The sequence below is a fragment of the Pseudomonas sp. ef1 genome (assembly GCF_007293365.2).
Taxonomy (GTDB): domain Bacteria; phylum Pseudomonadota; class Gammaproteobacteria; order Pseudomonadales; family Pseudomonadaceae; genus Aquipseudomonas; species Aquipseudomonas siliginis.
This window is the reverse complement of the sequence record NZ_CM129815.1, coordinates 176,554-198,174: the sequence shown is the minus strand read 5'-3', so window position 1 is coordinate 198,174 and position 21,621 is coordinate 176,554. Positions and strand designations below refer to the sequence as shown.

Sequence of the window (21,621 nt, the reverse complement as noted above, 5' to 3'; positions counted from 1 at the left end):
GGGAGGGCGGAGCGGGGAATTTAATCTGCCATAAAACAAAACCCCCGGCCTGGGCCGGGGGTTCTGGTATCACTCGTCGAGGAAGGAGCGCAGATGCTCGCTTCGCGTCGGGTGGCGCAGCTTGCGCAGCGCCTTGGCTTCGATCTGACGGATCCGCTCACGCGTTACGTCAAACTGTTTGCCCACCTCTTCGAGCGTGTGGTCGGTGTTCATGTCGATACCGAAACGCATGCGTAGTACCTTGGCTTCACGGGCAGTGAGGCCGGACAGCACTTCGCGAGTCGCTTCCTTCAGGCTTTCCACTGTGGCGACATCGATTGGCGACTGCATGGTCGAGTCTTCGATGAAGTCGCCCAGATGGGAGTCTTCGTCATCACCGATCGGGGTTTCCATGGAGATCGGCTCTTTGGCGATCTTCAGTACCTTGCGGATCTTGTCCTCAGGCATTTCCATGCGTTCGCCCAGCTCTTCCGGAGTCGGTTCGCGACCCATTTCCTGCAACATCTGCCGGGAAATACGGTTGAGCTTGTTGATCGTCTCGATCATGTGCACCGGGATACGGATGGTGCGCGCCTGGTCGGCGATCGAGCGAGTGATCGCCTGACGGATCCACCAGGTGGCATAAGTCGAGAACTTGTAACCACGACGGTATTCGAACTTGTCCACCGCCTTCATCAGACCGATGTTGCCTTCCTGGATCAGATCGAGGAATTGCAGACCGCGGTTGGTGTACTTCTTGGCGATCGAGATCACCAGACGCAGGTTGGCTTCAACCATCTCTTTTTTCGCGCGGCGGGCCTTGGCCTCACCGATCGACATGCGACGGTTGATGTCCTTGATTTCTGCGATGGTCAGGCCGGTCTCGGTTTCCAGCGCAATCAGCTTCTGCTGGCAACGGATGATGTCCGGCTGCACGCGACCGATGGCTTCGGCGTACTTGCTCTTGCCTTTGGCCAGGGCGTCGGACCAGCTTTCGTCGACTTCGTTGCCCGGGAACTGACGCAGGAAATCGGCGCGCGGCATACGTGCATCACGTACGCACAGCTGCATGATCGCGCGCTCTTGCTGACGCAGGCGATCCAGGGCACTGCGTACACGCTCGACCAGGGCTTCGAATTGCTTCGGCACCAGTTTGATCGGCATGAACAGCTCGGCCAGGGCCAGCAACTCGGCAACGGCTGCCTTGTTGTGACGACCGTGCTTTTTCAGGGCCTTGCGGGTGATTTCCATCTGGTCGGCGACGGCACCGAAGCGCTGCGCAGCGATGACCGGATCCGGACCGCTTTCGGCTTCTTCTTCATCGTCGGAAGATTCGGCATCATCGTCGTCGGTATCGTCGTCGGCCTTGACGGCTTTCGGGTCAACCGGCGGCGGCACTTCTGCCGCAGGCGGCGCGATGCCGTCGTCCGGGTCGATATAACCGCTCAGGACGTCGGACAGGCGACCACCTTCGGTGGTGACGCGGGTGTACTCGGAGAGAATGTGGTCAACCGTGCCTGGGAAGTGCGCAATCGCGCTCATCACTTCACGAATGCCTTCTTCGATCCGCTTGGCGATTTCGATTTCGCCTTCACGGGTCAGAAGCTCGACCGTACCCATTTCACGCATGTACATGCGCACCGGGTCAGTGGTGCGACCGATATCGGTCTCCACCGCCGCCAACGCAGCGGCTGCTTCTTCCGCAGCGGCCTCGTCGGTATCGGCGTCGGCCAACATAAGGGCGTCCGCATCCGGAGCACTCTCGTGTACGGGGATCCCCATGTCGTTAATCATGCGGATGATGTCTTCCACCTGCTCCGGATCTGAAATATCCTCGGGCAGGTGGTCGTTGACCTCGGCGTAAGTCAGATACTTCTGCTCACGACCCAGTTTGATCAACTCAATAATACGAGACTGCTGTTGCGCTTTTCCGGACATAACACCCTATCCACTGAAGGTCTTGGCGGGCAAAAAACAAGCCGAGGATTATACCTGAGCTATGACCTCACGCGCCAGTTGAGGTCGGGTTTGATGCGGAAACATTGCGACTTAAAAGGTCGCGCAGTTGATTTTTCTCTTCGACGCTCAGTTCGCTTTGCCGCGCTTTCCTGAGTAACTGTTCGAGATTTCGCTCGCGTTGGCGGGCGGACAAGCTAGTAATGGTGTCGAAAAACTGTTGTTCAAGGTTATCTCCGTCAATCAGCCATTCCTTTTCTGCCAGCGCCTTGAGCAAGCGACCCTGTTCAGTACCGTGCCATCGCGCGATCAGCTGAAATGAGTTTAGCTTGGGATTCTTCTGTACGGCTTCGAGCAGGGCCACAAGCAGCTGGGCGTTGGTCTGATTTTCATCGGCAATGTGCCCGGCGTCTTCGACGCGCTTGGCCAGTTGCGGATGATGGAGCAATGTTCGCAGTGCCGTCAGGGTTGGCGATTCAACGCCAATCGGCGTGCGCGGGCGCTGCTGTTCGCGATCGCCACCACGCTTGCCGTTCTTGTCCCACGGTTTCTTGTCCCACTTCTTGCCGCCGGCGCCGGGTTTCTTCGGCGTCCATTCCTGTTGCGGCGCATACATGTCCTGCGCCTGCGGCTGATGGTAGTCGCTGTAATCCGGCATGGCGTCGTAATCGAAGCCCGGATCGTAGGCGGGCGGTGCTTCCTGTGGCGCACTCTGGACCAGTTGGCTGACGGTTTCGCTGCTCAGGCCAGTGATTTCGGTCAGGCGCTGACGCATGAGAATGCGCAGGTTTGCGCCCGGCACCTTGTCGATCAATGGTGCGGCGAGGGTGGCCATGTGCGCCTTGCCCTCAAGAGAGCGCGGGTCGGATTCTTCGGTCAGTTGCTGGAAAAAATAATCGGCCAGCGGCTGCGCGTGCTGATTGATGCGCGCCTTGAATGCGTCGGTGCCTTCCGCGCGAACCAGGGTGTCCGGATCTTCGCCTTCGGGCAAAAACAGGAACCGCGCGCGACGACCGTCCTGCAGGCACGGCAGGGTCGCTTCCAGTGCGCGCCACGCGGCGTTGCGGCCCGCCTGGTCGCCGTCGAAGCAGAACAATACGTTCGGCACGACGCGGAACAGGCGCTTGAGGTGTTCTTCGCTGGTCGCGGTACCCAGCGTGGCGACGGCATTGCGCAAGCCTTGCTGGGCGAGGGCGATGACGTCCATATAACCCTCGACGACGATGATTTCGTCGAGGTTGCGATTGTTCTTGCGCGCTTCATAGAGGCCGTAGAGTTCCTGGCCTTTATGGAATACCGGAGTTTCCGGTGAGTTCAGGTATTTGGGCTTGTCGTCGCCGAGTACGCGGCCGCCGAAGGCGATGATTCGTCCGCGGGTGTCGCGGATCGGGAACATCACGCGATCGCGGAAGCGATCATAGCGCTTGCCGGTTTCGGCGTTCTCGATCAGCAGGCCGGCTTCGATCATGGCTTTCTGTTGCAGGGTGTCGCTGCTCAGATGCTTGAGCAGGTTGTCCCAGCCCGGCGGCGCAAAACCGAGGCCGAAATCCCGAGCGATCTCGCCCGTCAACCCGCGGCCCTTGAGGTAATCCACCGCAGCCTTGCGCGACGGATGACTCTTGAGTGCCTGCCGGTAAAAATCAGCGGCGGCGGTCAGCAGCGGGTACAGCGGCGAATCGGTCGGCTGGCGCGGCTTGCGCTCGCGACCGCTTTCTTCGCGGGGGATTTCCATGCCGGCGGCTTTGGCCAGATCTTCGACGGCCTGGGGGAAGTCCAGGTTGTCGTGATCCATGAGAAAGCCGAGGGCGTTGCCGCCGGCGCCGCAGCCGAAACAGTAATAGAACTGTTTGTCGGGGCTGACGCTGAATGACGGGGTTTTCTCTTTATGGAACGGGCAGCAGGCGGTGTAGTTCTTGCCGGCCTTCTTCAATTGCACGCGCGAGCTGACCACGTCGACGATGTCGGTGCGGTTCAGCAGGTCGTCAATGAAGCTCTGGGGAATCAGCCCGGCCATGGCGTTCTCGTCGTCTGCGCTGCAATAAATCCGTTGCGACAGGCCATCGGACGCGGGCCATTGCTGGAAACGCACAAAAAGTGCGGCTCGACCGGTGTCGTCTGCGTAATCGCTGTCGGGAAGTGTATCTGCCGAAAATCCACTGACGTTAGTACCTATCAGTCTTCGACTATGTGAAAGTGTTGCGCTGAATCCGCTGACGGCCGATTGTCGACCTCGGATAGCTCAATAAAGCGGGCACGCATGCAGGTGCCTTGGGCTGATCGTCGTAAGAGGAATCAGTGGGTGTGCTCGTCAGTAGCCTTGAAAGGCTCGTCAGAAAAGACGTGCACCGCTGGCAAAAGAGCCAGGCCTGACGCGGTGAAGCAGATTTGTCTCGGTCGCATCGGCGGCGTCGACGGTGAAGCATCAAGCGTTTTACGCAAATGCCATTAGCCCGGCTGAGGGCCGGGCTTAGGCAAGAAGCTTGCTACGAACGTCTGTGGATTAGTACAGACGAACGGCGCGGCGCTGTTCGCGCTGAACTTTCTTGGCGTGACGCTTAACAGCGGCTGCTGCCTTGCGCTTACGCTCAGAAGTTGGCTTCTCGTAAAATTCGCGGCTACGAACTTCAGCCAGTACACCGGCTTTTTCGCAGGAGCGCTTGAAACGACGCAGAGCTACGTCGAAGGGTTCGTTCTCTTTTACTTTGACGGCTGGCATCCAGAGCTACCTTCATTCATTACCGGGGTCAACATCCTCGCGGCAAAAGAGCACTTGAAGACGTCGGTTTTTAAGGGTTGCGGATGTTAACCCCTCATCGCTCGGAATGCAAAGCCTCTGATCGAAAACCGCTGGTCGGGGCATCACGTGGCGACTATTATGCGCGCCTTCGAATTCAGCCTAAACAAGGCGCAAACCCATGCTAGTACTGGGATTAGAAACCTCCTGCGACGAAACCGGCGTCGCATTGTATGACAGTGAACGCGGTCTGCTGGCCGACGCGCTGTTCAGTCAGATCGACCTGCACCGTGTCTATGGCGGTGTGGTGCCGGAGCTGGCCTCGCGTGACCACGTCAAACGCATGCTGCCCTTGATCCGTCAGGTGTTGGCCGAGGCCGACTGTGTGCCGACCGAGATCGACGCAATCGCCTACACCGCAGGTCCTGGCCTGGTCGGCGCGCTGCTGGTCGGTGCATCCTGCGCGCAGGCGCTGGCGTTTGCCTGGGGCATTCCGGCGCTTGGCGTGCACCACATGGAAGGCCACTTGCTCGCCCCGATGCTGGAACCGAAACCGCCTGAATTCCCGTTCGTCGCTTTGTTGGTTTCCGGTGGCCATACGCAGCTGGTTCAGGTTGATGGCATTGGCCAATACAGCCTGCTCGGCGAGACGCTCGACGATGCGGCCGGTGAAGCCTTCGACAAAACCGCGAAGATGATGGGCCTCAATTACCCCGGCGGGCCGGAAATCGCCAAGCTGGCCGAGAAGGGCGTCGCAGGACGTTTCACCTTTCCGCGTCCGATGTGTGATCGCCCGGGTCTGGACTTCAGTTTCAGCGGCTTGAAAACCTTCGCCCTCAATACCTGGCAGCAATGCGTCAGCGCCGGGGACGACGGCGAGCAAGCCCGTTGCGACATCGCGCTGGCGTTCCAGCAGGCCGTGGTGGAGACTTTGACCATCAAGTGCAAGCGCGCCCTGAAACAGGCAGGCATGAAGCGACTGGTGATTGCCGGCGGCGTCAGCGCCAACAAGGCGTTGCGGGTTTCGCTGGAAAAGATGCTCGGCGATATGAAGGGTGATGTGTTCTATGCGCGCCCGGAGTTCTGCACCGACAATGGCGCGATGATCGCATTTGCCGGTTGCCAGCGCCTGAAGGCCGGTCAGCAGGAAAGTCTGGCAATCACCGTGCAGGCACGCTGGCCAATGGAGCAGTTGTCGGCGCTGTAATGAGCGACGCTCATGGACGGCAGTCAGAAATGCCGTTCGCGCCCGGCAAACAGGTCGCGTAGATTGCCGCGATGGCGCCAGACAATCAGCAAGGTCAGCGCGCTCATTGGCAGCAAGGCTTCCGGCTCCTGCCAGGCCAGCAACGGCAGGGTCAGTGGCGTGGCAATCAGCGCCGCCAGCGAGCTGGTGCGGGTCAGGTAAAACGTCAGTAGCCAGGCACATACTGCCAGCAGCGCGGCGGGTGGATACAGGCCGAGCAGCATGCCGGCGGCAGTGGCAACGCCTTTGCCGCCACGAAAGCGAAAGTACAAAGGGAACAGGTGACCGATCACGGCGCATACGCCAATCCAGGCCTGATCCTGCACTGAAAGGCCCGCGCCCGAGGCGATCAGCACCGGCAGCAGGCCTTTGCACAGATCACCGAGCAGGGTCAGGATCGCCAGTTTGCGACCGGCCAGGCGCAGCATGTTGGTGGCGCCGGCATTACCCGAGCCACTCATTCGCGGATCCGGATTTCCGGTCAGGCGGCTGAGCAAAATGGCAAAGGACAGCGAGCCGAGCAGGTAGGCGAGAATCGCCAGTAGCCAAAACATGCTAACTATTCCGGGCGAGGACGCCCTGATTCTAACGGCGCATCGCGCCCTTGTCGTGCAGCGGAGAGAAGTGCTTGGACAGAGTGTTTATCGAGGGCCTGGAAGTCGACACCGTGATCGGTGCCTACGACTGGGAGCGCGGCATCCGTCAGTGCCTGCGTCTTGATCTGAGCTTCGCCTGGGACAATCGCCCGGCCGCCGCCGGTGACGACCTGACCCTGGCGCTCGATTACGCCAGTGTTTCCACGCGCATTCAGGCCTTTGCCGAGCAGGCGCAATTCCAACTGGTCGAAACCTTCGCCGAGCGTCTGGTTGAAGTGCTGATGGCCGAATTCAAGATCACCTGGGTGCGACTGAAACTGACCAAGCCGGGCGCCGTTCCAGCGGCCAAGGGTGGTGTGGGTGTGGAGATCGAGCGCGGATGTCGCTGACTCAGGTCTACCTCGGGCTCGGTAGCAATATCGAGCGCGAAACCCATTTGCGCGCCGGTCTCGATGCGCTGGCCACGTTCCTGGTGGATATCCGTTGTTCGGCGGTGTTCGAGAGCCAACCGGTGGGCATCAAGAGCGGGCCGTTCTTCAATTTTGTGGTCTCGGCCTACACGGACCTGCCATTGATGGAGCTCGACCGCCGCTTGAAATTCATCGAGGCGGACAACGGTCGTTATGCCCCGGATCGCAAAGGTCTGCCGCTGGATATCGACGTGCTGCTGTATGGCGATCTGGTGGGTAATTTCGATGGATTGATGCTGCCGCGTGCGGAAATCCTGAAAAATGCCTTTGTGCTGTGGCCGCTGTCGTTGATTGCGCCGGATCGGGTGCATCCGGGGGTGGGCAAGAGCTTTGCGACGTTGTGGGCCGAGGCGCAAATTGATCAGGTGTTGGCGCCGGTTGCGTTCGAATGGAATGGGCAGCAATTGACTCCGTCGAATCTTTAAAGCAAAAGATCGCAGCCTTCGGCAGCTCCTACAGAGGAATTTGCGTTTCCCTGAAGGAGCTGCCGAAGGCTGCGATCTTTTGATCTTGCTTCAGGCGTTGTCTTTGTAGATCTTCAATGCTTTCAACCGTTCCCGCTTCAGCGCTTCACCCAGTTCCGGCCCCTTGAAGCCCTTTTCCAGCAGCGGCTGCACCGCCACCGCTCGCGCAGCTTTCGCCGCTCCGCGCAAATAATCCGCCTGTGGATAACTGCGCTGCTCCAGGCCCTTGCGGCCACGGGCGTCCATCTCGCACGCGGCGATAAATTCCTCGAAGCGCTGTGGCCGGCGGTAGATATCGAAACTTTGCAGCAACTCCAGCAGCGTCGAGGCTTTCAACTCGAGCGCCCGATGCCCATGGGTGTGATACTGGCCGACCAGCAGCGCCAGTTCCTGACAGTCCTTGGGGACCTTGAAGCGCTCGTTGACCGCTTTGATCAGCTTCAGCCCGGTGTGCTCATGGGCGATATGCCTGGGCCACTCATCTTCCGGCGTCAGGCCTTTGCCCAAGTCATGCAGCAGGCAGGCCCAGCGCACTGTCAGTGGTTGTTTGTGCTGGGCTGATTGCTCCAGCACGCTCAGGGTGTGCAGGCCTGTGTCAATTTCCGGGTGATGGGTCTCTGGCTGCGGCACGCCGAACAAGGCGTCGACTTCCGGCAATAGCTCTTTGAGTGCGCCACAGTCGCGCAAGACCTGGATGAACACCTGTGGATGATCTTCCATCAGTGCCCGGGAAATCTCCTTCCAGCTACGTTCGGCAGTCAGCGCCTGCAATTCGCCGGACTCACTGAGCTGGCGCATCAAGTCCATGGTTTCATCGGCGACCGTAAAGCCCAATCCTGCGTAGCGCGCAGCAAAACGGGCAACACGCAGGACACGGAGCGGATCTTCGGCGAATGCCGGGGAAACATGGCGAAGGATTCGTGCTTCGAGGTCGCGTTGACCTTGATACGGATCAGTCAGGTTGAGCTGATCGTCCTCGGCCATGGCATTGATCGTCAGGTCGCGGCGAATCAGGTCTTCTTCGAGCGTGACTTCCGGACTCGCGTAGAAAGTGAAGCCGCCGTAACCCCGGCCACTCTTGCGTTCCGTACGGGCGAGGGCATATTCCTCACCGGTTTTGGGGTGCAGAAACACCGGAAAATCGGCGCCAACCGGGCGGTATCCCTTGGCGAGCATTTCCTCCGTGGTGGCGCCCACCACGACCCTGTCGATGTCAGTGACCGGCAACCCCAACAGGCGGTCACGTACTGCGCCGCCAACCTTGTAAACCTGCATAAAAAACCTCCGTCAGTCCGACAGGATAACCCTTGCGTCAGACTTTCGGAGGCCGGAACCGGATCAAAGATGAATCACGGCCAGATCGAGCCGGCCGTAATCGCCTTCGCTGTGTTCACTGCGTGGCGGCACGTGATGGGTTTTCATGATCTGGTCGCCTTGCAGGGTTTCCAGATGAATGTCGAAGCCCCAGAGCCGGTGCAGGTGCTTGAGGACTTCTTCGGTGGAGTCGCCCAAGGGTTTGCGGTCGTGCTGCTGATGGCGCAGGGTCAGCGAGCGATCGCCCCGCCGATCGATGCTGTAGATCTGCACGTTCGGCTCACGATTGCCGAGGTTGTATTGCGCTGCCAGGGTTTCACGGATGATGCGGTAGCCGCCCTCATCATGAATGGCCGGCACCAGCAAGTCGTCTTTCTGGTCGTCATCGAGAATGCTGAACAGCTTCAGATCACGGATCACCTTGGGCGACAGGTACTGCAGGATGAAACTCTCATCCTTGAAACTGCTCATGGCGAACTTGATGGTCGACAGCCAGTCGGAACCGGCGATGTCCGGGAACCAGCGGCGATCCTCTTCGGTAGGCTCTTCGCACATGCGCCGAATGTCGCGGTACATGGCGAAACCCAATGCATAGGGGTTGATGCCGCTGTAGTACGGACTGTCAAAGCCAGGCTGAAACACCACGCTGGTGTGCGAGGTGAGGAACTCCATCATGAAACCGTCGGTCACCAGGCCTTCGTCATACAGGTCATTCATCAGCGTGTAATGCCAGAACGTTGCCCAGCCTTCGTTCATGACTTGGGTCTGGCGCTGCGGATAGAAATACTGGGCGATCTTGCGCACGATGCGCACGATTTCGCGCTGCCAGGGTTCCAGCAGCGGCGCGTGTTTCTCGATGAAATAGAGGATGTTTTCCTGCGGTTCGGCCGGGAAGCGGGCGTTGTCCTTGTCGCTGTATTTGTCCGCGCCTTTGGGAATGGTGCGCCACAGATCATTGATCTGCTTCTGCATGTGCTCTTCGCGATCCTTCTGCCGCCGGCGCTCTTCTTCGGCGGAAATCGGATACGGGCGTTTGTAACGGTCGACACCGTAATTCATCAGGGCATGGCAGGAATCGAGCAGGTCTTCCACGGCATCGATGCCGTGGCGCTCTTCGCACTGCATGATGTACTGCTTGGCGAACACCAGGTAATCGATGATCGAACTGGCGTCAGTCCAGGTACGGAACAGGTAGTTGCCCTTGAAGAAGCTGTTGTGGCCATAGCAGGCATGGGCCACCACCAGCGCCTGCATGCAGATGGTGTTTTCTTCCATCAGATAGGCGATGCACGGGTCGGAGTTGATTACGATCTCGTAGGCCAGGCCCATTTGTCCGCGACTGTAGGATTTCTCGGTACTGAGGAAGTGCTTGCCGTAGGACCAGTGGTGATAGCCCAGCGGCATGCCCACCGAGGCATAGGCGTCCATCATCTGCTCGGCGGTGATCACTTCGATCTGGTTGGGATAGGTGTCCAGAGCATAGCGGGCCGCGATCCGGGCGATTTCGCGGTCGTAGGTCTGGATAAGCTCGAATGTCCATTCGGAGCCGGTGGATATGGGTTGGCGCTTCTGCTCTTTGGCGGTCATGTCACTAACCTGCGCTGGAAGAGTTCACGGAAGACCGGATAGATATCTCCGGCCGAGACCAGTTGCTGCTGGGCAAAGGTGTCAGAGAAGGCTTCGGCGATGCGTTCGTATTCGTACCACAGGGCCTGATGTTCGCGCGGGGTGATCTCCACGTAAGTGTAGTACTGCACAAACGGCATGATCTGATTGATCAGGATGTCGCGGCAGATCGGCGAATCGTCGTTCCAGTTGTCGCCGTCGGAGGCCTGAGCGGCGTAGATGTTCCACTCGTTGCTCGGATAGCGCTCGGCCATGATTTCCTGCATCAGCTTCAGGGCGCTGGAAACAATGGTGCCGCCGGTCTCACGAGAATAGAAAAACTCCTCCTCGTCCACCTCTCGGGCGCTGGTGTGGTGACGGATGAACACCACGTCGATCTTGTCGTAGTTACGTTTGAGAAACAGGTAAAGCAGGATGAAAAAGCGCTTGGCGATGTCTTTGGTCGCTTGCGTCATCGAACCGGATACGTCCATCAGGCAGAACATCACTGCTTTTGAACTGGGATTGGGTTGCTTGACCAACAGGTTGTATTTCAAGTCGAAGGTGTCGAGGAACGGCACGCGGTGAATGCGCGCGCTGAGTTTCTCGATTTCAGCTTCGAGTTCCTGAATATCGCCGAAGTTGTCCGGTTCTTCGCGCTTGAGCCGCGCCAGTTCTTCTTTGGCTTCGCGAAGCTTTGCGCGGCTGCTGCCGGACAGGGCAATGCGACGCGCATGTGCTGAGCGCAGGGTGCGGATGATGTTGATCCGCGACGGATTGCCCTCATTGCTGATCCCGGCGCGTACGGTTTTGAATGTGTCGGTGCCGGTCAGGTTGCGTTTGACCAGGTTCGGCAGTTCCAGGTCTTCGAACATGAATTCGAGAAACTCTTCCTGCGTGATCTGGAAGACGAACTCGTCCATTCCTTCGCCTGAATTGCCGGCCTTGCCCGGGCCGCGCCCACCGCCGCCGCCCGGTGGACGGGCGATATGTTCACCGGCCGTGAACTCTTTGTTACCGGGATGCACCACGGTCTGTTTGCCGCCGCGTCCGTGATGGAGCACCGGTTCGTCGATGTCGCGACCGGGAATGCTGATCTGTTCACCGTGCTCCATATCGGTGATGGAGCGGCGACTGACTGCCTCTTCGACAGCCTTTTTGATGTGGTCACGGTAACGCCGCAGAAAACGCTGGCGGTTCACCGTGCTCTTGTTTTTGCCATTGAGGCGTCGGTCGATCACATAGCTCATAAGGCCCCTCCGGGGAGCTTCAAGTTTTGAGCTGCAAGCTGCAAGTAGAGGCCGATTCACCCGGATTGGGATTCACGCGCGTTCTCCTTGCAGCTTGTGGCTTATAGCTTGCAGCTGCCTCACTGCGACTTGCGGACCCGCAGGTACCATTCGGACAGCAGGCGTACCTGTTTATCGGTGTAGCCACGTTCAACCATTCGCGTAACGAAGTCGTTGTGTTTCTGCTGATCCTCCTTGCTGGCCTTGGCGTTGAAGCTGATGACGGGCAGCAGGTCTTCGGTGTTGGAGAACATTTTCTTCTCGATGACCACCCGCAGTTTTTCGTAGCTGAGCCAGGTCGGGTTTTTGCCGTTGTTGTTGGCTCGGGCGCGCAGGACGAAGTTGACGATCTCGTTGCGGAAATCCTTCGGATTGCTGATGCCGGCCGGTTTCTCGATTTTTTCCAGCTCTTCGTTCAGGGCCACGCGGTTGAGGATCTCGCCGGTTTCCGGGTCGCGATACTCCTGATCCTGAATCCAGAAATCCGCGTACAGCACGTAGCGATCGAAGATGTTCTGGCCGTATTCGCTGTAGGACTCCAGATAAGCGGTCTGGATTTCCTTGCCGATAAACTCGATGTAGCGCGGCGCCAGGTACTCCTTCAGATAGCGCAGGTAACGTTCGCGGGTTTCGGCCTGGAACTGTTCCTGTTCGATCTGCTGCTCCAGCACATAGAGCAGGTGCACCGGGTTGGCGGCGATTTCATGCGGGTCGAAGTTGAACACCTTGGAGAGGATCTTGAAGGCGAAGCGGGTCGACAGGCCGTTCATGCCTTCGTCGACACCGGCCGAATCGCGGTACTCCTGAATCGACTTGGCCTTCGGATCGGTGTCTTTCAGGTTTTCGCCGTCGTAGACGCGCATCTTCGAATAGATGTTGGAGTTTTCCGGCTCCTTGAGGCGCGACAGCACAGTGAACTGCGCGAGCATTTTCAGGGTGTCCGGTGCGCAGTGCGCCTTGGACAGGGAACTGTTGAAAAGCAGTTTGTCGTAGATCTTCACTTCGTCGCTGACGCGCAGGCAGTACGGCACTTTGACGATGTAGATCCGGTCGATGAACGCCTCGTTGTTCTTGTTGTTGCGGAAGGTGTGCCACTCCGATTCATTGGAGTGAGCCAGCAGGATGCCGGTAAACGGAATCGCGCCGAGGCCTTCGGTACTGTTGTAGTTGCCCTCCTGGGTAGCAGTCAGCAATGGGTGCAGCACCTTGATCGGCGCCTTGAACATTTCGACGAATTCCATCAAACCCTGGTTGGCCCGGCACAGCGCACCGGAGTAGCTATAGGCGTCAGCGTCGTTCTGTGGGAATTCTTCGAGTTTGCGGATATCGACCTTGCCGACCAGCGCCGAGATGTCCTGGTTGTTCTCGTCACCGGGTTCGGTCTTGGCCACGGCAATCTGATTGAGGATCGACGGGTACAGCTTGACCACGCGGAACTGGCTGATGTCGCCGCCGAATTCGGCCAGGCGCTTGGTCGCCCAGGGCGACATGATGGTGTTCAGGTAGCGCCGTGGAATGCCGAAATCTTCCTCGAGGATCGCGCCATCTTCGGTGGCGTTGAACAGACCCAGAGGCGACTCGAAGACCGGCGAGCCCTTGATGGCATAAAAGGGCACTTTCTCCATCAGTTGTTTCAGCTTCTCGGCCAGGGACGATTTACCGCCGCCAACGGGGCCGAGCAGATAAAGAATCTGTTTCTTCTCTTCCAGGCCTTGGGCGGCGTGGCGGAAATACGAGACGATCTGGTCGATGCATTCTTCCATCCCGTGGAAGTCTTCAAAGGCCGGATAGCGGCGGATCACCTTGTTGGAGAAGATGCGCGACAGCCTCGAATTGGTCGAAGTGTCGAGCAGTTCCGGTTCGCCGATCGCCATCAACAGACGTTCGGCGGCGGAAACATAGGCGCTGCGATCGTTTTTGCACAGCTCCAGGTACTCCTGCAGAGAGAGTTCTTCCTGGCGTGTGGATTCGAAGCGTTGTTGGAAGTGGCTAAAGATACTCATGACGTCACCTCGCTCGATACGTGGAGCCGACGCCGGATCACTCAGTCGATGCTGGCAGCAGTCGCTGTGGCAGCTGCTGTTTACCCCCCAGAATTCTCCCACGGTCGACAAACCGCGAAAGCTACTCCCGATGACCCGCGCGCCGGTGTACCGGCTCTCCCCTGTTTTGGATGGCCTGCGCTTAAGGATAGTTGGGAATTCGAGAGGTAAAGGCGAGATACGTAATTAGTTGTGGCAGACCGTTCGTCTGCCGCGCGCAGGCCCACGGCAGCCGGGGCCTGCGCCGGGCAAAAAAATTATTCGTCGATGCCTTGCGCCGTTTCCGAAGGATAGGTCGTACGCCATAGCTCGAAACCGCCGTCCATGCTGTAGACGTCGGAGAAGCCCTGGCCGACCAGATAGGCGGCTGCGCCTTGGCTGGAATTGCCGTGGTAGCAGACCACGACGGTCGGTGCATCGAGGTCGGCGCCTTGAATGAAAGCGTGCAGGGAATGGTTGTCGAGATGTTTGGAGCCGCTGATGTGCAGCGCGGCAAAGGTCGCCGGATCGCGTACGTCGACTACGACTGCGCCCTGTTCACGCAGGGCCTGCGCCTGTTCCGGGGGGATTCGTTTGAATTCGGTCATGACAAAGTACCTGTTGCTCTACTGAAGGCGCAGTCTAACGCGAGGCGTTGACGGGCGAATCGTTGGGGGTGAGTGGGGCGACTGATGGCGCAAGTCCGCCGTGCTCGTCGCATTTGCATGACAGGCGTTCGCCGCTGTCGACGTTCATCAGGGTCAGGCTGCCGCCCCATACGCACCCGGTGTCCAGCGCGGAAATGCCCGGCTCGTGGATATTGCCTTCGAGCGCCGCCCAATGGCCGAAAATGATGCGCAGGCCTTTGGTCTTGCGCTCCTTGTGCTGAAACCACGGCTTGTAGCCGGGCGGCGCGCTGTCGAGGCCTTCCTTGCTTTTGAGGTCGAGCTTGCCCTCAGCGGTGCAAAAGCGCATGCGCGTGAAGTAATTGGTGATCACCCGCAGACGATCAATGCCTTTGAGGTCGTTGTCCCATTTCGCCGGTTCATTGCCGTACATACCGTCAAGGTAGGCGGGGAACACGTTGTCGTCACGCAAGGCGGTCTCGACTTCGGCGGCGCACTTCAACGCACGGCGCAGCGACCATTGCGGCGGGATGCCAGCATGGACCATCGCAACATCGCGTGTTTCGTCGTAATGCATCAGCTTTTGCTGGCGCAGCCATTCCATCAGTAGCGGCCCATCGGGGGCCTCGATGATTTCGCGCAGTGTGTCGCTTTTCTTCAGGCGCTCGACCTTCTTCGCGGCGGCCAGCAGGTGCAGGTCGTGATTGCCGAGCACGCAGACCAGCGACTCACGCATGCCAAAGAGAAAGCGCAGGGTTTCCAGCGACTGCGGACCACGGTTGACCAGATCGCCGACCAGCCACAGCCGGTCAAGCGCCGGGTCGAAGGCAACTTGCTTGAGCAGGCACTTGAGCGGTTCGAGGCAGCCTTGCAGGTCACCGACGGCATACGTCGTCATCAGTGCAGGGCTCCGGGCACGGCGAGGCGAAACGGTTCAATGATTGCATCGAAATGTTTGCCGTCGTCGGCGAGCATTTGATAAGTGCCCTGCATGGTGCCGACCTTGGTGGTCATCACTGTACCGCTGGTGTAGACATGGCTCTTGCCTACATCGATCGACGGTTGCTGGCCGACGACGCCTTCACCGCGCACGTGTTCGACATGGCCGTCACCATCGGTGATCACCCAGTGCCGGGACAGAAGCTTGGCCGCAACCTCGCCGTTGTTCTGTACGGTGATGGTGTAGGCGAAGGCGAAACGGTCGTGTTCGGGTTGCGATTGGTCTGGCAGATAGCGGGTGACGACGCTGACATCGACCTGATAACGGGAATCGGACATGCAAGAAGGCCTTAACGAAGCGGAACGCGGGGCGTAGCTGATGGGGAATCAGTCTAGGCAAGTATCGGGCAGTAAACCAGAGTGGTGTGCTGCCCGATAGCGTTCATCGCGAGTCAGTCGGCGGCGGGAGCTGCCGGGACCTGTATCGCGAGCTGGTCGGCCAGGCGCACGAATGCGGCCAGATCCAGTTGCTCGGGACGCAGGCTGCCATCAACGCCAGCGGCTTCGATCTCGGCGTTGCTGAGCAATTGCTTGAGGGTATTGCGCAAGGTTTTGCGGCGCTGATTGAAGGCTTCGCGTACCACGCGCTCCAGCAACTTGTGATCCTTGGCCGGGTGCGGCAGAACCGCGTGGGGCACCAGACGAACGATCGCCGAATCGACTTTCGGCGGCGGATTGAATGCGCCCGGGCCGACGTTGAACAGATGTTCCACGCGGCAATGGTACTGAACCATGATCGACAGACGACCCCAGTCGCCGCCACCCGGGCCTGCGGCCAGGCGCTCGACCACTTCTTTCTGCAACATGAAGTGCATGTCACGAATGATGCCGGCGTTGTTCAGCAGATGAAAAATCAGCGGCGTGGAGATGTTGTACGGCAGGTTGCCAACCACCCGCAGGCTGTTTGGAGCGGCGTTCAGCGTATTGAAGTCGAACTTCAGCGCGTCGCCCTGATGCAGGTTGAAATTGCTCATGCCGGCAAACTGCTGATTGAGGATCGGGATCAGATCCTTGTCGAGTTCCACTACGTCGAGTTGCGCGCCGGAGCCGAGCAGGCCCTGCGTCAGCGCACCCTGACCGGGGCCGATTTCCAGCAGGCGATCGTCAGGCTTGGCATGGATGGAGCGCAGGATGCGGTCGATAACGCCGGCATCGTGGAGGAAGTTCTGACCAAAGCGTTTACGCGCCTTGTGTTGATATTGCTCGTTCATAAACGGGTCTCGGCCATCTGGTAGGCGGTTTCCATGGCGACTTGCAGGCTGCCGGTGTCGATCCTGCCGCTGCCGGCCAGATCCAGGGCGGTGCCATGGTCGACCGAGGTGCGGATGATCGGCAGGCCCAGCGTCACGTTGACGGCAGCGCCGAAGCCTTTGTACTTGAGCACGGGCAAGCCCTGGTCGTGGTACATCGCCAGCACTGCGTCGCAGTGCTCCAGATATTTGGGGGTAAACAGAGTGTCGGCAGGCAGCGGGCCACGAAGGTCCATGCCCTCGCCGCGCAGGCGCTCTAATGTCGGTTCGATGATGTCGATTTCTTCATGGCCCAAGTGGCCGCCTTCACCGGCATGCGGGTTGAGGCCGCAGACCAGGATGCGTGGCCGGGCGATGCCGAATTTGTCTTGCAGGTCGGCGTGCAGGATTCGCGTCACTCGCTCGAGCCGTTCAGGGGTGATCGCGTCGGCAATCTCGCGCAGGGGCAGGTGGGTGGTGACCAGCGCCACGCGCAAACCGCGAGTGGCCAGCATCATCACTACCTGCGCGGTGTGCGTCAGGTCGGCGAGAAATTCAGTGTGTCCAGAGAACGCGATGCCCGACTCGTTGATCACACCTTTGTGCACCGGCGCGGTGATCATCCCGGCGAAGTCGCCATTCAGGCAGCCGTTGCCGGCGCGGGTCAGGGTTTCGAGGACGAATGCAGCGTTGGCCTTGTCCAGTTGCCCGGCGATTACCGGTGCGCTGAGCGGCGTGTCCCAGACGTACAGGCTGTTGGCCGGTGCTGGAACATCTGGCCACTGCCCCGGCGCGACATCCAGCAGATTGACGGCCAGCCCCAACTGCGCGGCCCGCTCAAGGAGCAGGTCGCGGCTGGTGATGGCAATCAGGGGATGTGGCTGGGCTTGCGAGGCGAGCAGCAGGCACAGGTCGGGACCGATGCCGGCCGGTTCGCCGGGTGTCAACGCGAAACGCTTGGGTTTCACTGCGCTGCCTGGTCTGCACCAGGGAGTTTGATCTCTACGTATGCTTCGTCACGGATCTGACGCAGCCAGGTTTGCAGCTCTTCATCGTATTTGCGGTTACGCAGTACAGTCATTGCTTGCTGCTCACGGGCCTGTTCGGTGCCGTCAGTGGCGCGACGGCCAAGGACTTCCAGCACGTGCCAGCCGTATTGGGTCTGGAATGGCTTGGACAGCTGACCTTGTGGGGTCGAAGCCATCACTTCGCGGAATTCCGGTACCAGCACGTTCGGGTCGATCCAGTTCAGGTCGCCGCCGTTGAGGGCGGAACCCGGATCTTCCGAGTAGTTTTTCGCCAGCTCGGCAAAGTCTTCGCCGGCGGTGATGCGGTCATACAACGATTGCACCAGTGCCTTGGTCTTGGCTTCGTCGCGGATCGGGCTCGGCTTGACCAGGATATGACGCACATGCACTTCGTCGCGCATCTGCGCTTCGCCGCCACGTTTGCCCAGTAGCTTCAGGATGATGAAGCCGCCCGGTGTACGCGCAGGCTGAGTGATGTCGCCGACGGCCATGCTGCTCAATTCACGATCGAACGGCGGTGGCAGTTGCGCGGCTTTACGCCAGCCCATCTCGCCGCCCTCCAGCGCGTTGTCGCTGCCGGATTTGGCCACGGCCATCTGACCGAAGTCAGCGCCTTGCTTGAGCTGCTGGTAAACATCCATGGCCTGACGATAAGCGCTCTGAATCGCTTCAGAGTCGGCGCTTTCCGGGGTCGGAATCAGGATGTTGGCCAGGTGCAGTTCTTCGGACAGTTGCATCTTGCCGAGGTCGGAGGCGAGGAAGTTCTTCACTTCCTGCTCGGACACCTGGATGCGCTCGGCCACACGACGCTGACGCACACGGCTGATGATCATTTCGCGCTTGATCTGATCACGGGCGTCGTCATAGTTCAGGCCATCACGAGCGAGCGCAGCACGAAACTGATCGACACTCATGTTGTTGCGCTGAGCAATGGTGCCGACAGCCTGGTTCAACTCTTCGTCAGTGATGCGGATGCCGGAACGTTCGCCGATCTGCAGTTGCAGGTTTTCGACGATCAGACGCTCGAGCACTTGTTGATCCAGCACGCCTGGAGGCGGCAGACCGCCACCGCGCTTGGCGATGGTCTGCTGAACTTCGTGAACGCGTTGGTCCAGTTGGCTCTGCATGACCACGTCGTTATCGACGATCGCCACCACTTTATCGATGGACTGTACGGCGGCGTTGGCCGCCGTACCCAGGAACAGCGCGCCCAGCAGCACCGGGCGCAGACAATCAGAAAGCTTGGTCTTCACGTTCACGATAACCTTGAATGCCTTTGTCGAGGAAGCTCTCTACCTTGGCGCCAGTCAGGCCGCCGAGTCCCTTCAGAACAATTTGGAGGAAGATGCCATGGTCGCCTTTTTCGTTTTCCGGGGCGTTCTGACTGTTTTCGTCATAGGCGACCCAGTAACGGTTGATCAGGCGCAGTTTCCAGCAGCAGTTGTCGTATTCGAAACCACCGAAGGCTTCCAGCGTGCGATTGCGGTTGTAGTCGTACTGCCAGCGACTGATGGCGTTCCACTGCGGAACGATCGGCCAGATGACCGAGAAGTCATGCTGCTGGATCTTGTAGTAGTCCTTCACGTAGCCAGGTTGACCCGGGGTGCCGTAGTCGCCGCCGCCCACCGACCACTGGCCGGTGTTCTGGTCGTAACGGATCTGGTCATTGCGATAGCGATAGCCAGCGTTGATGACTTTGTTCGGGTTGTCAGCCGGCTGGTAGTGGAACATCGCACTGCCGGAGCGTGGGCTGCGGCTGTCCGGGTCCCAGTTGTAATCGGCAGTGGCGCGCCAGTCACGGTTCCAGCGGTATTCATATTCCAGCGCGTACGGCGAAACACTGGATTTGGAGTCTTCACGAGTTTTCGCATCGATACCAGGCAATTGCACTTCGCGGTTCTTGAAGTAGTACGCCTGGCCCACGCTGATGCGCTGACGTTCAAACCCGTTTTCTTCGATCCAGCGACTGGTAACGCCCAGCGATAGTTTGTTCTCGTCGCCTACACGGTCGGCGCCGGAGAAGCGGTTGTCGCGGAACAGCGAAGAGTAATTGAAGGTATATTCGCTGGTGTCGAATACTGGAATGTCTTCCTGATCTGTCTCGGGAACATAGAGGTAGAACAGGCGTGGTTCCAGAGTCTGGCGGTAATTCTTGCCGAAGTAGGAAGTATCGCGATCGAAATACAGGCCGCTGTCGATGCTGGCAATCGGGACGCCGCGGCTCTGGTTGCTGTCGAACTTGCCGTAAAGCTTCTGGTTTTCCGGCGACAGCGCATCAATCTGGGATTTGCCGGTGTTATCCAGATCAAGCTGATACTGCGTGTACTGATACTTCAACGATGGTTTGAGGAAACCATAGGTCCAGTTCATCGGCAGGCTGACGCCCGGCTTCAGATTCAGGCGATCACCGTTAGCGCGGGCCAGACCGCTGATGTTTGTGTCCAGACGACGCTCGGCAATGCCATCTTCATTGATGAAGTCGCCATCACGTAGATCGCGATCGAAACGAACCAGCTCGGTCTCGTAATCGAAATTCAGACCTTCCGGATGGTACGGCAGCTGACCATTGAAGGTGATCTGCGGCAGACGGCCATACGGTGTGATGTTGGAAACGGTAGCCAGCTGATATTGCTGAGCATTCAGGCGTGCGGTGTAGTTGTCGCCACGGTAGCTGACCGCACCCTGCTGATTGACGAAATCATCGCTCTTCACACCAATCTGATCGGTCTGCAGATCCTGGAAGTAATACGGGTCGCTGATCTTGGTGTAGTCGACCTGGGTCAGCACGCGGGAGTCGAGACCGCCCTTATGCTGCCAGTTGTACATATAGCGAGTGTCTTTGTAGTCGGACTGAAGCTTGCGATCGTCGTTCTCATCATTGAGGTACGCCGCACCGAACTGACCTTCACTCGACTTGGTCAGGTAGCGGAACTCGCCCTCCACCAGCATGCCGCGCTTGCTCATGTAGCGCGGGTACAACGTGGCGTCGTAGTTCGGCGCCAGGTTGAAGTAGTACGGGGTGACCAGCATGAAGCCGGTGTCGCTGCCCGAACCGATGGTCGGCGGCAGGAAACCTGACTGGCGACGGTCGTCGATTGGGAAGTAGATGTACGGGGTGTACAGAATCGGGATGTCTTTGACGCGCAACGTCACGTTGGTCGCGGTACCGAAACCGGTCGCCGGGTTCAGGGTGATGTTGTTGCCCTTGAGCTGCCAGGCGTTGCTGTTCGGTTCGCACGTGGTGTACGTGCCGTCCTTCAAGCGGATGATCGCGTTTTCGGCACGCTTGGCATACAGCGCGTTACCGCGGATGCGCGATTTGTGCATCACGTATTCGGCGTTGTCGACCTTGGCTTCGCCGGTGTCGAGCTGCACATCGGCGTGGTCGCCGACGATCAGCGCGCCGTTGTCGCGGATGCGCACGTTGCCGGCCAGTTCGCCACGGCTCTCGGCCTGATACAGATTGGCCTCGTCGGCTTCGACCTGCATGCTGCCCTGCCGCATGACCACGTCACCGGCGAGGCTGGCGACTTGCGTGTCCTGCTCGTAACGCGACGCTTTGGCACCGATGAAGGTCGGCGCGTCACTTTTATTCGTCTTGTCATTCATGCCAGGACGAATCGGTTCGATATAGGAACCAGAGCAGTAAGGACCGGTCTCGGCCAATTGGGCGGCGGTGAGCTTCTCGCGCGGAACCCAGTCGAGGTGACTGTAGTCTTCGCTACGGGATTTCAGGCCGCGGCCCTTGGACTCGGTGACCAGTGCGGTTTTCGCACCAGTGTCGGCGTCGGAACCCTTGCCGGCCGCAGGCTCGCCGGCAGCGCTGACGGCACTGCCGTCATGCACCGGACGCGGCGGCAATGCCGCGGCGGGCGACTTGGGCGCACAGTCCCAGCCACCCGTAGCCGAGACGGAGCAGTCATACTGCTCGGCGGCAACAACGAATTGACTGGCCAGAGGTTGCATAGCCAGCAGACTGCCGGTTACCAACAATGGAAATTTTTTACGAAACGCGGGGGATTTCAATGCCATCTTATTAGTCCGGGCTTCCTGCGTGCCATCTGC

General features: G+C 59.2%; 18 protein-coding genes. 3 read left to right on the top strand and 15 right to left on the bottom strand.

Going from position 1 to position 21,621, the window contains the following annotated elements; translation table 11 throughout:
* Nucleotides 1–69: 69 nt before the first annotated feature.
* From rpoD to rpsU, 3 genes are all read right to left on the bottom strand, one after another.
* Nucleotides 70–1,917, bottom strand: a complete 1,848-nt coding sequence (rpoD, locus tag FEE99_RS00990; protein WP_024014550.1) for an RNA polymerase sigma factor RpoD — start codon at nucleotides 1,915–1,917, stop codon at nucleotides 70–72.
* A gap of 67 nt (nucleotides 1,918–1,984) precedes the next feature.
* Nucleotides 1,985–3,949 carry a DNA primase gene (gene dnaG / locus FEE99_RS00985; protein WP_024014549.1) on the bottom strand — a complete coding sequence of 655 codons (1,965 nt, stop codon included), beginning with the start codon at nucleotides 3,947–3,949 and terminating at the stop codon, nucleotides 1,985–1,987.
* 486 nt (nucleotides 3,950–4,435) lie between these two features.
* Nucleotides 4,436–4,651 carry a 30S ribosomal protein S21 gene (gene rpsU, locus FEE99_RS00980; protein WP_002551877.1) on the bottom strand — a complete coding sequence of 72 codons (216 nt, stop codon included), beginning with the start codon at nucleotides 4,649–4,651 and terminating at the stop codon, nucleotides 4,436–4,438.
* Between the two features lie 199 nt (nucleotides 4,652–4,850).
* On the opposite strand from rpsU, the gene tsaD reads away from it, so the two are divergent.
* Nucleotides 4,851–5,876: a tRNA (adenosine(37)-N6)-threonylcarbamoyltransferase complex transferase subunit TsaD gene (gene tsaD / locus FEE99_RS00975; RefSeq protein WP_039757706.1), complete on the top strand. Its 1,026-nt coding sequence runs from the start codon at nucleotides 4,851–4,853 to the stop codon at nucleotides 5,874–5,876.
* A gap of 23 nt (nucleotides 5,877–5,899) precedes the next feature.
* Here the strand turns inward: tsaD and plsY are convergent, their stop codons facing one another.
* Nucleotides 5,900–6,469, bottom strand: coding sequence for a glycerol-3-phosphate 1-O-acyltransferase PlsY (gene plsY, locus FEE99_RS00970; RefSeq protein ID WP_041476705.1), 570 nt, complete (start codon nucleotides 6,467–6,469; stop codon nucleotides 5,900–5,902).
* A 74-nt stretch (nucleotides 6,470–6,543) separates the two neighbouring features.
* Here plsY and folB point away from each other — a divergent pair, with 74 nt between their 5' ends.
* Both folB and folK read left to right on the top strand, forming a co-directional pair.
* Nucleotides 6,544–6,900: a dihydroneopterin aldolase gene (gene folB, locus FEE99_RS00965; protein ID WP_016772885.1), complete on the top strand. Its 357-nt coding sequence runs from the start codon at nucleotides 6,544–6,546 to the stop codon at nucleotides 6,898–6,900.
* Nucleotides 6,891–7,406 (top strand): 2-amino-4-hydroxy-6-hydroxymethyldihydropteridine diphosphokinase, encoded by a 516-nt coding sequence (gene folK / locus FEE99_RS00960; RefSeq protein WP_041476704.1) that lies wholly within the window; start codon nucleotides 6,891–6,893, stop codon nucleotides 7,404–7,406. The genes folB and folK overlap by 10 nt, the downstream gene beginning before the upstream one ends.
* Nucleotides 7,407–7,496: 90 nt before the next feature.
* Here folK and FEE99_RS00955 read toward each other — a convergent pair whose 3' ends face one another.
* The 11 genes from FEE99_RS00955 to FEE99_RS00905 all read right to left on the bottom strand — a co-directional run bounded on the left by FEE99_RS00955 (nucleotide 7,497) and on the right by FEE99_RS00905 (nucleotide 21,588).
* On the bottom strand, nucleotides 7,497–8,720 hold the full coding sequence (locus tag FEE99_RS00955) for a multifunctional CCA addition/repair protein (protein WP_041476703.1): 1,224 nt from the start codon (nucleotides 8,718–8,720) through the stop codon (nucleotides 7,497–7,499).
* Between the two features lie 63 nt (nucleotides 8,721–8,783).
* Nucleotides 8,784–10,346 (bottom strand): SpoVR family protein, encoded by a 1,563-nt coding sequence (locus FEE99_RS00950; RefSeq protein WP_024014545.1) that lies wholly within the window; start codon nucleotides 10,344–10,346, stop codon nucleotides 8,784–8,786.
* Nucleotides 10,343–11,614: a YeaH/YhbH family protein gene (locus FEE99_RS00945; protein ID WP_039757709.1), complete on the bottom strand. Its 1,272-nt coding sequence runs from the start codon at nucleotides 11,612–11,614 to the stop codon at nucleotides 10,343–10,345. Before FEE99_RS00945 ends, FEE99_RS00950 begins: the two co-directional genes overlap by 4 nt.
* Before the next feature lie 119 nt (nucleotides 11,615–11,733).
* Nucleotides 11,734–13,656, bottom strand: coding sequence for a PrkA family serine protein kinase (locus FEE99_RS00940; RefSeq protein ID WP_016772892.1), 1,923 nt, complete (start codon nucleotides 13,654–13,656; stop codon nucleotides 11,734–11,736).
* Between the two features lie 296 nt (nucleotides 13,657–13,952).
* The gene (glpE, locus tag FEE99_RS00935) at nucleotides 13,953–14,282 is read right to left on the bottom strand and encodes a thiosulfate sulfurtransferase GlpE (protein WP_041476702.1); all 330 of its coding nucleotides are present in this window, start codon (nucleotides 14,280–14,282) and stop codon (nucleotides 13,953–13,955) included.
* 34 nt (nucleotides 14,283–14,316) lie between these two features.
* Nucleotides 14,317–15,198 (bottom strand): symmetrical bis(5'-nucleosyl)-tetraphosphatase, encoded by an 882-nt coding sequence (locus tag FEE99_RS00930; RefSeq protein WP_041476701.1) that lies wholly within the window; start codon nucleotides 15,196–15,198, stop codon nucleotides 14,317–14,319.
* Nucleotides 15,198–15,578 carry a Co2+/Mg2+ efflux protein ApaG gene (apaG, locus tag FEE99_RS00925; RefSeq protein WP_041476700.1) on the bottom strand — a complete coding sequence of 127 codons (381 nt, stop codon included), beginning with the start codon at nucleotides 15,576–15,578 and terminating at the stop codon, nucleotides 15,198–15,200. Before apaG ends, FEE99_RS00930 begins: the two co-directional genes overlap by 1 nt.
* Before the next feature lie 113 nt (nucleotides 15,579–15,691).
* Nucleotides 15,692–16,510: a 16S rRNA (adenine(1518)-N(6)/adenine(1519)-N(6))-dimethyltransferase RsmA gene (gene rsmA, locus FEE99_RS00920; RefSeq protein WP_041476699.1), complete on the bottom strand. Its 819-nt coding sequence runs from the start codon at nucleotides 16,508–16,510 to the stop codon at nucleotides 15,692–15,694.
* Complete coding sequence (gene pdxA / locus FEE99_RS00915; protein ID WP_041476698.1) at nucleotides 16,507–17,496, bottom strand: 4-hydroxythreonine-4-phosphate dehydrogenase PdxA; 990 nt, start codon at nucleotides 17,494–17,496, stop codon at nucleotides 16,507–16,509. Before pdxA ends, rsmA begins: the two co-directional genes overlap by 4 nt.
* Nucleotides 17,493–18,815: a peptidylprolyl isomerase SurA gene (surA, locus tag FEE99_RS00910; protein ID WP_177327002.1), complete on the bottom strand. Its 1,323-nt coding sequence runs from the start codon at nucleotides 18,813–18,815 to the stop codon at nucleotides 17,493–17,495. The genes pdxA and surA overlap by 4 nt, the downstream gene beginning before the upstream one ends.
* Nucleotides 18,790–21,588, bottom strand: coding sequence for an LPS-assembly protein LptD (locus FEE99_RS00905; protein WP_041476696.1), 2,799 nt, complete (start codon nucleotides 21,586–21,588; stop codon nucleotides 18,790–18,792). The genes surA and FEE99_RS00905 overlap by 26 nt, the downstream gene beginning before the upstream one ends.
* Between the last annotated feature and the right edge of the window lie 33 nt (nucleotides 21,589–21,621).